The following is a 15,618-nucleotide window of genomic DNA, read 5'->3' as shown; positions in this document are numbered from 1 at the left end:
TTATTACCCTAAAGTTTTTTTGAAATTTATTACTTAGATTTATTAGACCTATACAGCACGCTTTATTTTTCTGATTGCTGTAGCCTGGCAATGATGGGATTCAAAATTCCATTTCGGATGTATTTTTTTAGAGCATCCGATTTGTCTATTTGCTTCGCGAGGAAAGGTGAGATAGCGTAATAGAACTGCACAAAAACCTTTCCGGCAAATGACTGCATTAACCGCTCGTCTCTGAACTTTCTTAAAACTAAAACCTCCGCAGCATCATAATCCCCATAACAAGCAGTAGCAATAAAACATCCGGATTTTGTCTTAGCATTTTGATCCATGACCAGCTCATCAATTTGGGTATCTCGTTTCTTGGATGAGGAAGCCCAGGTTGGAGGCGCTAACGGATCGGAGGCGGATTTAAAACCGCGTGCCTGCAAATTCTCAACATAGTCTTTACTTTCAGCCAAACCCAGGCCGGTAGCTTCTTTATAAAGTTTTACGGCAGACAGTTTATTACCGTCGGCAAGCAACTTTAGCAATTCGGAATCTATATCGCGTTTTGATGCAGGTTTAGTAGAGTCGAAAAAACCTTCCGATTTAAAATTATCTACAAATTCTTTGGCATCTTTCAAGCCGCAATGTGTTGTATCTACTACTAACTTAACGGCTTCAAGTTTTCTATTTTGTGATAGCAGTAATTCAATCTGCTGCTCTATCTCTTTGCTAATTGTCATGAGTGGTGTTCGTTGGTTTATGTTGTGTTCATAATACAACCCAAACCATTAGAAGTTTATCAACTCATTAAATTTTAGGATGTTGATTCTTGAATTATTCCAATTGCCGGTTGCTCCCCCAGCAAATGCCCACCCCTTTAGAATTTAAAGAGGTGGCTTTTTTACGATAAGGCTATCTAATTTTGTCTCACATTTAAAAAGATTTGTGAGATGGAAAACGTGTGCAAGAGGCTGTCGTGCGAGGCAGTTAATGAAATGGACATGGTGGATTACCTCGCCACCATCGGCCTAGAGCCGAAATTAATAAGAGGAAATGAGCATTGGTACACTAGCCCTTTCAGGGACGAAAACACACCATCCTTTAAGGTCGACCGAAAGCTAAATCGCTGGTATGACCACGGCGAACGCAAAGGCGGTAAGCTGGTAGATTTTGCCGTGGAGTATTACCATTGCACTGTTGGGGAATTACTCCGGAAACTTAGCAGTAATCTTAATTTGCCGGTCCCGGAAAAACGTTCAGCAAATTTTCAGCCAGGGGAAAGCAACCACATTGTTATAACGTTCGTGAAGCCACTTAGCAATTTTGCCTTGTTGCAGTACGCGGAAAGCCGTTCAATCCCCAAAGAGATTATTCAGAAATATTGCAATGAGGTCAGCTACAATAATGGCGGCAAAGATTATTTTGCCATTGGCTTTAAAAATGATCTGGGTGGCTATGAATTACGAAGCAAATATTTCAAAGGCAGCAGTTCCCCAAAAGGCTTTACCCATTTAAATAACGGGCAATCCCAACTGGCTGTTTTTGAGGGCTTTTTTAATTTTCTTTCTTTTCAAAAGCTCCATCAAAATAGTAAAATGCCAGAGACTGATTTTCTTATCCTCAACAGCGTTTCTTTTTTTGAGAAAGCAAGGCCAATAATGGAAGGTTACAAACAGGCAAACCTTTTTCTGGATGGTAATGCAGCCGGCCGGAAATTTACAAATTATGCCTGCTCGTTAAATCCTACTTATCAAGACAAAAGCAGCTTGTATAATGGCCATGAAGACCTCAATGATTTCATTAGAGATCAAGCCACCAAGATCACTCCTGCCCTCAAAAACAAAAGGGGCCTACGATTTTAACGACTAGCTTTTCTGTAAATGGTAACAGGCTTTATACATGTTGTTAAAGCTATTCCAATTTCCTGCTCCGTCCGAAATTGGTTAAATGTCAGAAAGTGTCACACTTTCTATTTTGCTGCCCCATACTCGAAACTCGCGGGCAGTACTTGATGTAATTTTTATTGTAAACGTGTAAAAGAACCAGTGATGAAAGAGAACAAAAGCATTAAGAACAAATGGCTCCACTTACGCCTTTCGGAAGCCGAACATCTGCAAATTGAAAAGGCTTTTTCAAAGACCACAGAAAGGAAATTCAGCAATTATGCAAGAACTATCCTCCTTGGCAAACCTATGATTGCGGGTTACCGCAACCTTAGTTCTGATGCCCTTATTGCAGAGTTTGCCGCACTACTCAAAACGGTTAACGGCATTGCCAATAACTACAATCAGAGCATTCATAAACTCCATACACTGGACCATGAGCCGCAGATTAAACTATGGGTGGATAGTAACCGAAACAGCGGAAAAATATTGCTGTCAAGCATTCAGGAAATCAAATTAATGATGAATAAAATCACGGAGCAATGGTTGCAGTAATTAACTCAGGCACATCAATCAGGGGCGCTTTCCTTTATAATGAAAGCAAGGTGCAGGAGGGCGTTGCAGATTGCCTGATGGCTGTAAACTACCCAATGGATCTGGAAGATATGACCGAAAAAATGAGATTGAATATGTTGCTGAAAATGGCGGAACGTAATCCGGCTGTGAAGCGTAATTGCATCCATATCTCATTAAATTTCGCACCGGAAGAACAGCATTCCAGAGAGTTTTTAAAAGAGCTTGCACAGGAATATATGGATAGAATTGGCTTTGGTGACCAGCCCTTTCTCCTTTATCAGCACTACGATTCCGGGCACCCGCACGTCCATATTTTGACAACTACCGTCAGGCATGATGGAATCCGGATTGAGACGAATAACATCGGCAAAATCCTTTCTGAGCCTGCCCGCAAGGAAATGGAAATTAAGTATGGGCTTGTCAAAGCGGAGGATCATAAAAAAGAATTGTTCCAGCCTAAAGCCATTAATCCGGCTGTAGTACAATATGGTAAGGTATCGTCTAAAAGGGCCATATCATCTATACTCAGCAGTGTGTTAAATAGTTATAAATACACATCGCTTGCTGAGCTAAATGCGTTGTTGCAGCTTTATAATGTAACCGCGCAGCGGGGCGATGAAGACTCACGTATGTACAAAAACAAGGGTCTGACCTACCGGATAATCAATAAAGAAGGCAAGCCCATAAGTACACCGATCAAGGCAAGCGCCTTTCACCAAAAAGCATTATTAAAAGATATCGAAGCACGATTTTTACGTAACGATGTGGAACGGCAGAAGCATAAAGCCAAGGCCAGGGTGACGATTGATAAATGCTTGCGCACTTCCGTTGCCGGTATCGAAAAGCTAGCAGGTATTTTGAAAAAGGAAGGCATTGACCTTGTTCTCAGGCGTAACAAGGACGGCTTTATTTATGGTGTTACCTGCATAGACCATCGTACTAAAAGCATTTTTAACGGAAGCGACCTTGGAAAACAATTTAGTGCTGCTGCAATATTGGAAAGGTGCAGGCAAAATGAAGTTCAGTCTGAAACACATATCATTTCCAATATCAGGGAAAAGGTCAATAATAAGGAAGAAAAGCACAAACAGCAAACTCATAATCCTCACAACGATCCCTCGCAGGGTAGTGGGCCGGAACAGAAAGGCAATGCGGAGAAAACACTTATCGAGCAACTCATGCAAGCTGAATACAGTAGTAATTATCTTCCTTTTGAACTTCGGAAAAGCCCAAAGAAAAAGAAGAAGAAGTCCAAACATTTATAACTCTTAAAACAAATTGTGATGCAGACAGGTGAAAACGAACAGGCTTTAAGAAAGATCCTTGATATGACAAGGATGATTGCCATAGTGCTATTGGCACTGCATTTTTATTATTATCTCTATGCCGCCTTTAAGGAGTGGCAGTTTGTATCAGTCTTTTCAGACAGGCTGGTCGGCAACATTCAGCATACAGGATTATACAGCAACTTCCATAAATCGAAGCTAGTTGCTTTGGTTTTTTTAGGTATTTCCTTACTTGGTGCCAAAGGGAAAAAGGATGAAAAGCAAACTTACAAAACGGCTTTTGCCTATCTCCTGACCGGCTTATTATTATACTTCATCAGTTACCTTTTGTTATTGATCCAATGGCCGGTGACTACCATAGCCATTGCTTACATGGCGATAACTGGCACCGGTTTTATGCTCACATTATCCGGTGGAACGCTACTTTCAAGGATCATCAAGGATAGCCTGCAGCATGATATTTTCAACTCCGAAAACGAAACGTTCCCGCAGGAAGAGCGCTTAATTGAAAATGAATACAGTATTAATTTACCGGCAAAGTATAAGCTAAAAAGTAAGGTTAGGAATTCATGGATCAACGTTATCAACCCTTTCCGGGGCATATTGGTATTGGGTACACCAGGTGCAGGTAAAAGCTATTTTTTCATTAGGCACGTGATTACACAGCATATCAAAAAAGGTTATGCCATGTTCATTTACGATTTTAAATTTCCTGACTTATCGATCATCGTATATAATACCTGGTTAAAGAACAAGGATAAATACAAAGGTAAATCCGAGTGTTATTTTATAAATTTTGATGATCTTACCCGAAGCCACCGCTGTAATCCATTAGAGCCATCAGGCATGTTGGATATAACAGATGCATCAGAATCTGCGCGTACTATTCTCATGGGATTGAACAGGCAATGGATAACGAAGCAAGGAGATTTTTTCGTGGAATCACCAATTAACTTCCTATCCGCGATCATTTGGTTCTTACGTAAATATCAGGGTGGTTTGTATTGTACACTACCTCATGTAATCGAATTTATGCAGCTGGATTATGATAGTTTATTTACGGTGCTGAGATTGGAAAAGGAAATAGATGTATTGATCAACCCTTTTGTAAATGCCTATCTGAATGACGTGATGGAGCAGTTGGAAGGCCAGATTGCATCGGCCAAAGTAGCAATGGCCAGGCTATCATCACCCCAGCTTTATTATGTTTTATCAGGCAAGGATTTCACTTTGGATATCAATAACCCCGAAGAGCCAAAACTGGTTTGCATGGGTAATAACCCACAGAAAATACAGATCTATGGCGCTGTCCTTTCCTTGTATGTAAATCGCCTTGTGAAACTCATTAATCAAAAGGGTAAACTCAAAAGCAGTCTGATCTTTGATGAGTTTCCAACCATTTATTTAAACGGCATTGATAGTTTGATAGCTACGGCAAGGAGTAATAAAGTGTCAACTACCCTGGGTATCCAGGATCTATCTCAGCTACGAAAAGACTATGGCAAGGAGCAAGCTGATGTAATTATGGGCATCGTAGGAAATGTTGTATCAGGGCAGGTTACAGGCGATACTTCTAAGCTGTTATCTGACCGGATTGGGAAGATTATGCAGGATCGTCAAAGCCTTTCTATCAACAGCCAGGATACTTCCATTAGCAAGAGCAAGCAACTGGAAGCAGCGGTTCCTGCATCAAAAATATCCGGTTTATCGAGCGGGGAATTTGTTGGAACGGTGGCAGACGATCCGGATAATAAAATTGCTTTGAAAGCATTCCACTGTGAAATAATCAACGATCATGATGCTCTGAAAGCCGAAGAAAAAAGCTATAAACCCATCCCGATCATCAGGCAGGTGGATAATGGAATGGTTCAAAGAAATTATCTTCAAATCAAACAGGAAGTACAGGATATCGTAGAATCTGAAATGGAAAGGATGTCCTCCGACCCGATGTTGGTGCATCTTATTGTTCAAAAAAAATCAAGATAATAGTTAAAAGAAATCCGGCCTCGTGATAAGGCCGGATTTTTAGTATTCAGATTAACGACGGACAACTACACCAGTGTTAGTAATTTGAACCAATAGATCAGATTGACATAGAATTTCAAACTAGAATTGAAGTTTAGAAAATTGCAATACTTCCCCTAAAAGTGCCTGGATAAAGAATGGTCTATCTTGCCATGTTCCTGAAAATGGTCTCTATAGCAGGGATCATCTTCTCAAAAATATAAACTTCATCTATTACAAGTTTACCGCCATAAGGCTCAATAATAGCGGCAATTTTAGATTGATACGCCTCGTATTTATGCAGCACCAGCGTAAATGCCTGATTTTTACAACGGTTAAAATCCTTATGATTTAAAAGCCGTTCGATATGTTTTACAACCATATCAATATCATTACTGAGTTCAGAACCGGTCTGGAAAAGGAATTCAGTAGCGACATCCATCGTAAGATAAACATAGGCATCCCCTTCCTGGGTCGGCACCTCCACCGGAAAAAAACACAATACTTCACAAGGCTTATTAGCCACAGGTACATTTTTCATAAGAGCAGATTATTAAGGGCAGATTACGCAGGGATCATTTTTTTTGGAAAAAAGCCTTCAATAAAATTAACGCTTTTGCATCTATACCCAAAGCCTGGTCAGTTAAGAGATGATTAGATACTACAATTAGCTAATGTGGGAGTAGTTAATAGTTGCTTCTTTTTGCATCTTTTAAATAGAAGATCTTGGTCTTTAGGGTTTGCAAAGGTATCTAGTGTTATTAATAAACATTAAGAATCTATGATTTGTTATTAATTTGTTAATGTTAATAATGTCTTATGTTTTTCAATAAACATTTCATTCTTTTGTGTATGTTTTTCAATTGTTAATAATCTGAAAAACAATCGTTAAAGGGAATTTTTAGATTTGTATAAACTGTCACCTGATTATTCTTCTCATCTATTCCCCTAAAGTGCCATCTATTTTCTTATAATGTTTATTGACCATTTGGCCCTTATGCGTAATGCGATACCTATGCCCACCGTGAGTTTTGTGCATTGCTGCTTGCCCTATTACTGCTCTGCGGTAAGGGAAGGATATATTGGGCTAACAATGATTACAGATAGCACTTTTAATAATCCCACCGATTCAATTTACGCCTCCGACGGCATACAATTCTCAGGCTATTTCTTACCAACCTTAAAAGAAAACCTCATTAACATAGCACTATAAAAACGACGAAAAAATATTATATGAAAAAATATACTTCAATCTTTTTCCTTTTTGCACTAGCTATAGGCTGTAAGAAAAAAGAACAGTTAAAAGAATCTACCTGGACCGCAAATGGGGAAACATTTACTGCTGTAGCTAAACCTTCGTTAGGAAAAGCTATTGCAGTATTAGCAAGTGATGATGCTCATAATAGGTTTAGTATTGCTTTTAATGCCCCTTATTTTCCTACTGAAGGCACTTTAACTTTAGGGACACCTGCAGCAGATGGAGATGTGAATGTTAATTTTTACTACCATGATGTATTTTACATACAATTAAATTCAAACACTACTGTAAACGTATCGCTATTTAATAATAAAACGCATTATACACTGCCACCCCTATGGTTTTTCAACTATTATAACCATGCCGACAGTGTGCTTATTGCGGGCGATTTTTACGAACCTTAAAAGAAAACATACAAACATAAACATCATAAAAAAAACAACATCAAACATCATTGATGAAAAAACATCTTCCTCTCTTATTCCTTTTTGCACTTGCTATAGGTTGTAAGAAAAAAGAACAATATAGAGAATCTACCTGGACTGCAAATGGCGAAACATTTACCGCTGTTGCTAAACCCTCATTAGGAAAAGCTATTGCAATATTAGCAAGTGATGAGATTCATAATAGGTTTAGTATAACTTTTTACCTATCGTACCCATCACAAATGCCACAAGAAGGGGCATGGCAAATTGGGAATAGTTCATTAGGAGAACAGAATCCTAATTGTGCTTATGTGTATTGTTATTACAAAAACAGTGCTTATTTTTTTAACACTGTTAATCGAAACAAAGTGCTAATCGCTTCTTCCTTTAACGGGAAAGCACATTATTCCTTACCATCAACATGGTTTGCTAATTATAATCATACAGACAGCATACAGGTATCAGGAGATTTCTATGAACCATAGTCTTTTAAAGATACTTTTCCAACATGATGTAAGTAGAATCCTGAAATGTTCAGGAATAAATTAGAATTATGTGACGAATTAAAAGAAACATGACATTTCAACTATTATAATCGTTCTGATAGCGTAAAAATATTCATCAATTTTTTTTGAACTCTAAATTTATCTTTCACTAATAAAAAAAAAACATGAAACAAAAACTGACTGCAACATTAGGTTGCTTAGTTTTTTCTTGTGCCCTATCCGCACAAACAAACTGGCTTCCACCAGTAACCCTCCCCGCAAATTCGAATGCTTGCGATCCATCTGCATGGAAGTTAGTATTTTACGATGATTTTAATGGAACGGCCTTATCTAATAAATGGACCACACAAGTAATGTATGATGAAGGGTGGGTATGCAGAGGCGGCTGGAACGTGCAAAGATCTGAGCATCCATACCATACTGGGGCCCGCGAAAGCGCCGGGCCAAGTATATTCAAAGATGAAAATATTTACGTCAGCAATGGTATCTGCAAAATGTATCAATGGTATGACCCAAATTCTTCATGGACTGTGCGAGATAGCTCAGCGTGTGACCACCCTTTAGTTACCCAATATGCAGATTTAACTACTGCAATGATTAGGCTTCCTCAGGAAGGGGCTGACAGGGTGCGTAAAGGTTATAGCTCCGGAAGATTCCAAGCCAGAATGAAGCAGCCAAATTTTCAAGGAGCATGGCCTGCTTTTTGGATGTGGCCCGGCAGAGGTGGAGTAGACGAAATAGACATGACAGAAGCATGGGCCGGCCCCGGCTTACATCCTGTCCATTTTAACGCAGTTGCGTGGTCTCCTGCAATAGCCAACCTACCCAATCCATATAATTTACCAAATGACGTCCACATGAATCGTGACTATCCGTACCAAAGTTGGTTAAATTATTTATTCCGTTCATTTCCTGGTGTAAAGTATTTAAATAAAGAAGACTGGCATACTTATACCTATGAATGGGATACTGCTTCAATAAGTGCACAGCTTGACAACGAGACGCCCGCCAAAATATGGAAATATTACAAAACGCAAACTTATTTTCACGGGCAGTATATTAATGGACAGTGGTATCCTTATTACAACCCTTACACAGTTGTAGTAGGGTCAGGTTGCAACCCCGGCAACGGAAGCTGGCAAATTACCAGTGGCTACCCCTGGAATAATGATACTGCAAATTGTGATGTAAGGATTTCATCGGGTTACACCGGTGAAGCCAGAGATAAATACCATAATATGTATGGAATTGGGGTACACTTGCTTGGCACTTTAGAAGTGGATTTCGTAAAAATCTGGCAACGCCATCCGGAAAAAGACAATCATACTGAAGTTTGTGCAGACAACACTTATCCGGCACCACCTACGATTTCTGGACCAAGCGAGGTTTGCCCCATTGGTCAATATACACTAAGCCCTGCTGTTTCCGGCGGATATTGGGATGCCAGCTACCAATTTGCATTGTCCAGTACAAGCAGCAGTGGTGCTACTTTGAGTAAAAATGCAGGTCCCTCATTTAATGGAGGTTGGATATCGTATCATTATAGCAATGGCATAGAAGGTTGTCCTTACAAATCTGTTTCCCAAGGTTACTTATATTGTAACCAAAGTACCGACTGGGTTGTAGCCTCTCCTTACGTAGCTACCAATAGAAATGAATCACGTTTCCATCTTATATCTGAATTATACTTTAAACGTGATGTAATAAGTGGCACTACACCCGTAGTTACATGGAATGTAAGCATTAACCCTGGCCGCGATTCTTACGATGCGCGCACAGCCCAAAATTATACTTTGAGGGGTCAGTTTGTTTCCACTCCTGTATTTCCTACGCCTGTTAATGGTTCTTATAACCTGAGATGGACCATGAATGTAACAGATGCTTCCGGTACCTGGAGCCGCAGTGGTGAGCGCAACTCAACAACACCTTTAATGCAACAGAAAACGGACCCTAATACATTTTACCTTAATGCTTACATTGATGATGAAGACAGTTATGATGCCGTAGTAGCAGACAATGTAGCATCCAATATGGTAAGCGAGGACGAGTATGGGGATAATTTGTTTATGGATGAACTAATCGAAAAGAAAAGAATGGATGCGTTAGAGCCTTATCTTATAACAGATGGATTAACGTCCTCAAGGCCCACTTCTTTGAATATGCCCGATAGTAATGCAAATGAGCTTTCAGCAATTAAGAGCAATTTAAAAGTATATCCTAATCCCATTACATCCGACATCACTATCATTGCGGGTTCTGACTTTAAAGACAGGGTAGATATTGAATTAAATATCTATGATTTATTAGGTCGTTCTGTATATTCAAATGTATTACATTATCAAAAAGGCAACCTTATGAAAGCGGATTTAAGCAAAGTGCCGAGCGGTAACTATATACTTAAATTAAGACAAGGAAATAATGAGGAGCATATTAAAATAACCAAAACAGAAGAATAAGAAGTTTTTACAATAAAAAACGAAGTTCCATCTTCTGGCTACATAAAAGGAGCGTGTCTCAACTTCGAGATACGCTCTTTTTATGTAGTAATTTATTAGGTTTTATATGATCGCACCTTTACTATAAGAATTATCCAAATAATTGCCGATATCTGACCTGGTAATTTTGGTTAAAAGCTATAAAGTAAACGTTGCTTTTAAAAGAATGATTCTTCCTGGAAGCTGATAAGTGCTGGATGTATAACTATTGGAAGAAAGCATTAGAATGCTGTAATTTTTGATATTGAAAATATTTGCGGCACTTAGTTCCAAATCTACTTTTGAGTTTCCTAACTGATACCTAACGGTTGCGTCAACAAAATTGTATTGAACATTTGTGCCGCCTCTTTGAAAGGTATGTCGGAAATCATCAGAGAGTGAAAGAAATACATTAGTTGCGGGTACATATTCTATTGTTGCAGATTGCTGAAGTATATTGATAGTTGTATTGTGCGCATCTGTTTTAAGCTTGCTATTGATGCTGTTGTAAGATCCTTTATAGGCGAAGCTTAACTTTTCGCTAAGTTTAGTGTCGGTATTAAACGATATGGATGGTATAGCGGTTATGTATGGCAGCAATACGCCGTTCTGAAAAAGATTAGTTTGAAGGATTTGATAAGATAAAATACTTGAAACAGTTGACCGTAGCCCGTAAATATATTTACTTATTCTACCGTTGAAATAATATTCATTAGTAGAGTTGTTGAAAGGGAGCGTAACAGTTCTGCTAAAGGTATTGCTAATAATACTGTTGAATATAAAATTAGCATTCGTATGCTTATAGTTCGCTGACACGGTAACAAAAAGCAATTTGACCGCCTGCCGGAAATTAAAGGCAACATTTGCATTGTGTATCTTTTGCTCGTTTAGGTTGGCATTGTTGGCTTGCAGCGACCGGTAATCAGTTAGTATCAGGCCTCTATAGTTATCTTCAATGGTGCCAAATTCATTCTTATAAGAGTAATTCAGTGTGAAATTATTTTCATTTCCTGAGGCGAACTTCATATATAGGTCTGGGGAGATGAATAAACGGTTTACGTTGTTATTAAAATTATACCCTTTGTCGTTATAGACAATACTTTGGTAATTGACAGGCACCTTAAGGTTAACCTGCAACCGATCCCCAACAAAATCATAAATCCCCTCGAAATAAAATTTGTTTTTAGTCCACTTTAAATTGTTCATGCTGCTATCAATGCTTGGCAGTGGCTGTCCACTAACCTGCGTTCCATAAAGTGCGGACTTTAATCTCTGCGACTGAAGGTAATAACCGGCCTTGTAACTTTGCTTGATTATCCCCTCCAGGAACCTGACGGATATATAAGAATTTTGGGAGAATGTCGGTATTTCTGATTGCTGCGTAATACTGGAATACGATGAATTATTATTAAAAATAGCAGGCGCAATGCCGGGCTCAATAACTCTTTTTTCCGGTTCCTTATAACTATTAATAAACGAATAAAATTCAATTACTTGCTTCGATTTTAGAGTTGTCATTAAATTAAATTCATTTGAAAAGTCGTACATGTTATCGTAGTACTTCTGATTTATCCTTATTGCATTTGTCCCCAAATTTGAATAGTTACTATTTAAAGTTGAATTAATTATCAGATCGTTTTTTAAGTATGATTTCTCTTTATTATCTAAAAAAGTAATTTGCGCATGCATAATATCAGGACGAAGCTTATTGCTCTGAGTTTCGGTATATCGAATAGTATCGCCTGGCAGATAAATTTCTTTTTTGCTGGTATATTCCTGTCTTTGAAAATCTCTCAAATAATAAACGTTCGCCTTTATCTGCCTCGTAGGACTGAGGTTTACCAGATTATTTGCGTTTAAGATTGCTGATTGATTAAGCAGATATCTTTCAATGGGCAATTCAGGCTTTTGAATTGTCCCCAGGGAAAGCAGGGTGTGGGGCTTGGAGTTAAACGTTTGGTTTAAATAATCTAAGTAGTTATGAGAAACAATATCACCTTGCAGATCATAGCTTGTATTATTTGCCTTAAAGTTGTCTATGGCTTTGAATTTCTTTTTTAATACTAAAGCGTTTAGATCCGCGTAATAATTAGCAGGGATACCGCCGCCCACCGTTTCCTGTCCTACTATTTTGACTTTCGCAGAATCTTTTATCGTCAGGTTCAAAGCAATGTTTCTACTGACTACTTTATTACGTAGCATCTTAATGGGCTGGTTGTTTTGCAATACTTGCACTCTATCAACAACTCCATTTGGTATGGATCGTGTTGCAATGTTGTACTTATCATCAAGTACATCATCCCCGTCAATGAAAAGGTTTGATATTGCTTTGCCGTTATAGAAGATTTTGCCCTCCTTCGACATTTCAATTCCTGGAAGCTTTTTTATTACGTCTCCGATTACCCTGTCACCCTTTGTTGAAAAGTCCGTTACCTTATAACTCAGGGTATCACCGCGAACTTTTAGTTTAGGTCTGTCATCCTTTATTGTAACCGTTTTTAGGTTCGTTGTGGCTGGGCGCAAGATGAGTATATAGTCATTTTTATTCTGTACGAGCGGAAGGCTTGCTTTAGTAAATCCAACCGAGCTCGCTTCTATGGTATATTGCTTAATATCGAGATCAGGGATATTTTTAAAAATGAACGAACCGGATTCGTTTGACACCGTATAGCTGACAATCTGGTTTCCATCCATGACGTACACAGAAACGGAAGCCAGTGCTGTATTTGTAGTATCTTTTACTATGCCTTGCACTGTCTGCGCATATGCAGGATTAAAGAACACTGCAAAAAAAACACAAGCATAAATATGCCTGAGGTATCTCATAAGATTATTTAACGAGTTCCAGCGGGTTATTTGCAGCAGGCTTACGGACATACGGTGATGGAAGCTTAATATTTGTAACACCGGGCATTGAAGCTTTTATGTAGGCTGTAGGATCGTTTAAGAACAATTCTTTCATTTTAAGATATTGTGCCTTAGTCGTTACTATCACTTCTTTATCCCGTTCAATGACACTTTGTGTTGGCACATTGCTTTCATAGGCTACTAACTGAAATTCCACCTGCCTCTTTGTATCATAGGCCTGTAGTATGAGGCCAGGCAGTCCGTTTAATTTCCATGGCCCTGCTCTAAAGGGAATGTCCTTGCAGAACCACGCGGTATAAGTTCTGCCCTTCCATTCGCCGGTAGCCTTTTGGCATAATTGCCCTTTAATCGTGGCCGTATCCGGCGCGATCTGCCAATTAATTGTGGGATACTCTATTGGGTATAAATAAGTATTAACTAAAAAGTCCTGTTGAAAAGCCTTGAGTGCGCCCCCGTCGAAATATAATACCGTATGGCTGCCTGTATTTGCAACGGGCGTTCCGCTGCCCATAGTTTTTGACTTGATTTTTGAAAGCATCATGGAATCGCTTTTCAAGCGATCATTACTACGGTAGACCGTTGACGTTTTCCCTAATAATAAAATCATATTGTCAGTATTTATATGATTAGGGTTTAGTGTATCAGGCATATGCGAGAAGCTATAATAAGCCCTGGCGAGGACGGGCTCATTTTTTTGAGCATACAATCTCAGCATGCTGCACAATAGAGTAGCTGTAATAAATGCAATACGTATTGTAAAGTACGGCTTCATAACTATATAAATCAATTCTGGTAAAACGTTAATTTTCAGCTAATGTACATATGACGTAGTCGAAAGCAGTTGAAAAAACTAAAAACTGCGCGTCTGACATTTTGTAATTGGTAGTCATGTACACAGTTTGTCCACAGGTAGTCATAAACCCGTAGTAGTAGTTTTGTGGAACTTGGAATTTTTTAAGCTTGGAAACTGTCGCAAGCTTACTGTCAATTTTATGAGGAGAAGCAAAGGTTGAGGCAGCAAAGGCAACCATTACAACCAATAAGGTAAGTACTTTTTTCATGTTTTTAAATGTTAAGGTTTACAAATATTTTCGCCAGAATTGATTTATAAAGTCAAATAATTTCACCTATCTCTTAAAGAGATAAGAAAAACAAACAGCCAATTTTGCATTTGTTTATTCTTCAGCGTCAGGCATATGGCACAACAATTCAAAAGTAGCCCACATTGCCACCCATTGCTTGCCACTTAATTCGCCGGGCATCGTTACAGAACCAAATCCGCAAGTAGTTAAGAAAATATATACGTGAGGATCTTGAAGGAATTTTTGAGGAGATACAGATGTAGTACCTGTTCCTATCGTAGTCGTAGAATATGTTGAGGATATTGCAATTACTGGTTGTTTAACAGACTTTGCAAAAGATAAACTTACTACACAAGTAAGTAAAACGAATAAAGAAAGTAGTTTTTTCATTTCATTAGTGATTAAGGTGAATTTTGGTTAAAATTAATTAATATGCAAAATTGGCTTTTGCAATATACAAATACATTAACCTTTATTTACATGCAACCACTTAATTTATTTTCTTTTTATTTACAGTTAATAGCAACGTTTATAGTCACTTCTAGAAGTTTTACTGCCTTTTAAAATCAACAGTAAGGAGCTTGTTTTTTGACAAATAATCAAGTTTCGTACTGTATCCACTATCGGGTAGCGCACTATGAAAATCTTTATCAAGCGTTGTTAACTGCGCAATGTTTTTATGAACCCAAGTTTTACCTGATGAACCGGATAGCAGTTGTGAAATACTTTCTACTATTTGCAGGTACCTTTCTTGGTTGTTATTACGATCGATTATTACAATGAATTTGACTGAATACGTTGAATTTTCAGTACCAATAATATCTACGGAAAATTTGCCTTTTTCATTCGCGAAAAAATGAGGGAAGCTGTTAATGTCCTTACCTTTTTTAAAAGATAAGTTTGCGTTAATACTGTGTATAGCTTTAATTAAATCGTCCCGCGATATGTCCTTGTTAGTATGTATCTCATTAGGTCTTTTATTACCAAGTTTTGGATTTATAGAATTTGTAAATGGGAAAGAAACAAAGGATATTGATAAACAGATAAATAATGCTTTCATAAAATAGAGGTTTGTCTAACCTAATATAAGGAAGTAATTTGATATTTCTTTAATATAGGTCAGGGAACTCAATAACAATATTTCCCCTGTAAAGCTAATCTGATATTGTCTATTCAGATTCTATTCCTGATTAAACGTAATAAACATTGTACCTTATTTCTGAACAAAATAAAATTCCACTTATCGGGTTATTATATTAGCGGTCAAATTC

General features: G+C 38.2%; 14 protein-coding genes. 7 read left to right on the top strand and 7 right to left on the bottom strand.

The window, feature by feature from the left end:
* Positions 1–62: 62 nt before the first annotated feature.
* Complete coding sequence (locus tag BLS59_RS20150; protein ID WP_091151950.1) at positions 63–725, bottom strand: CFI-box-CTERM domain-containing protein; 663 nt, start codon at positions 723–725, stop codon at positions 63–65.
* Positions 726–935: 210 nt separating this feature from the next.
* Between BLS59_RS20150 and BLS59_RS20145 the strand changes: the two genes are divergently transcribed.
* From BLS59_RS20145 to mobC, 4 genes are all read left to right on the top strand, one after another.
* Complete coding sequence (locus BLS59_RS20145; protein ID WP_091151948.1) at positions 936–1,847, top strand: toprim domain-containing protein; 912 nt, start codon at positions 936–938, stop codon at positions 1,845–1,847.
* 186 nt (positions 1,848–2,033) lie between these two features.
* Positions 2,034–2,423 carry a plasmid mobilization relaxosome protein MobC gene (locus tag BLS59_RS20140; protein WP_240315293.1) on the top strand — a complete coding sequence of 130 codons (390 nt, stop codon included), beginning with the start codon at positions 2,034–2,036 and terminating at the stop codon, positions 2,421–2,423.
* Positions 2,411–3,709 (top strand): relaxase/mobilization nuclease domain-containing protein, encoded by a 1,299-nt coding sequence (locus BLS59_RS20135; protein ID WP_091151944.1) that lies wholly within the window; start codon positions 2,411–2,413, stop codon positions 3,707–3,709. Before BLS59_RS20140 ends, BLS59_RS20135 begins: the two co-directional genes overlap by 13 nt.
* Before the next feature lie 18 nt (positions 3,710–3,727).
* Positions 3,728–5,716: a conjugal transfer protein MobC gene (gene mobC, locus BLS59_RS20130; RefSeq protein ID WP_091151942.1), complete on the top strand. Its 1,989-nt coding sequence runs from the start codon at positions 3,728–3,730 to the stop codon at positions 5,714–5,716.
* A 181-nt stretch (positions 5,717–5,897) separates the two neighbouring features.
* On the opposite strand, the gene BLS59_RS20125 is transcribed toward mobC, so the two are convergent.
* Complete coding sequence (locus tag BLS59_RS20125; protein WP_091151940.1) at positions 5,898–6,275, bottom strand: hypothetical protein; 378 nt, start codon at positions 6,273–6,275, stop codon at positions 5,898–5,900.
* A 692-nt stretch (positions 6,276–6,967) separates the two neighbouring features.
* On the opposite strand from BLS59_RS20125, the gene BLS59_RS20115 reads away from it, so the two are divergent.
* From BLS59_RS20115 to BLS59_RS20105, 3 genes are all read left to right on the top strand, one after another.
* The gene (locus BLS59_RS20115) at positions 6,968–7,396 is read left to right on the top strand and encodes a hypothetical protein (protein ID WP_091151937.1); all 429 of its coding nucleotides are present in this window, start codon (positions 6,968–6,970) and stop codon (positions 7,394–7,396) included.
* Between the two features lie 53 nt (positions 7,397–7,449).
* Entirely contained in the window at positions 7,450–7,902 is a 453-nt protein-coding gene (locus BLS59_RS20110) for a hypothetical protein (RefSeq protein WP_091151935.1), read from the top strand.
* Between the two features lie 185 nt (positions 7,903–8,087).
* Entirely contained in the window at positions 8,088–10,379 is a 2,292-nt protein-coding gene (locus BLS59_RS20105) for a glycoside hydrolase family 16 protein (protein WP_091151934.1), read from the top strand.
* Positions 10,380–10,556: 177 nt separating this feature from the next.
* On the opposite strand, the gene BLS59_RS20100 is transcribed toward BLS59_RS20105, so the two are convergent.
* The 5 genes from BLS59_RS20100 to BLS59_RS20080 all read right to left on the bottom strand — a co-directional run bounded on the left by BLS59_RS20100 (position 10,557) and on the right by BLS59_RS20080 (position 15,407).
* Positions 10,557–13,151 (bottom strand): TonB-dependent receptor, encoded by a 2,595-nt coding sequence (locus BLS59_RS20100; protein ID WP_205411316.1) that lies wholly within the window; start codon positions 13,149–13,151, stop codon positions 10,557–10,559.
* 76 nt (positions 13,152–13,227) lie between these two features.
* Positions 13,228–14,037: a GLPGLI family protein gene (locus tag BLS59_RS20095; RefSeq protein WP_091151930.1), complete on the bottom strand. Its 810-nt coding sequence runs from the start codon at positions 14,035–14,037 to the stop codon at positions 13,228–13,230.
* 28 nt (positions 14,038–14,065) lie between these two features.
* Positions 14,066–14,326, bottom strand: coding sequence for a hypothetical protein (locus BLS59_RS20090; RefSeq protein ID WP_091151928.1), 261 nt, complete (start codon positions 14,324–14,326; stop codon positions 14,066–14,068).
* A 114-nt stretch (positions 14,327–14,440) separates the two neighbouring features.
* A complete protein-coding gene (locus tag BLS59_RS20085) occupies positions 14,441–14,737 on the bottom strand; it encodes a hypothetical protein (protein WP_091151927.1) in 297 nt (98 codons plus the stop codon).
* A gap of 160 nt (positions 14,738–14,897) precedes the next feature.
* Positions 14,898–15,407, bottom strand: coding sequence for a hypothetical protein (locus tag BLS59_RS20080; protein ID WP_091151925.1), 510 nt, complete (start codon positions 15,405–15,407; stop codon positions 14,898–14,900).
* Between the last annotated feature and the right edge of the window lie 211 nt (positions 15,408–15,618).

It is taken from the genome of Mucilaginibacter pineti, assembly GCF_900101875.1.
GTDB lineage: Bacteria > Bacteroidota > Bacteroidia > Sphingobacteriales > Sphingobacteriaceae > Mucilaginibacter > Mucilaginibacter pineti.
The sequence above is the reverse complement of the archived record's forward strand: the minus strand, read 5'-3'. Positions and strand labels throughout refer to the sequence as shown.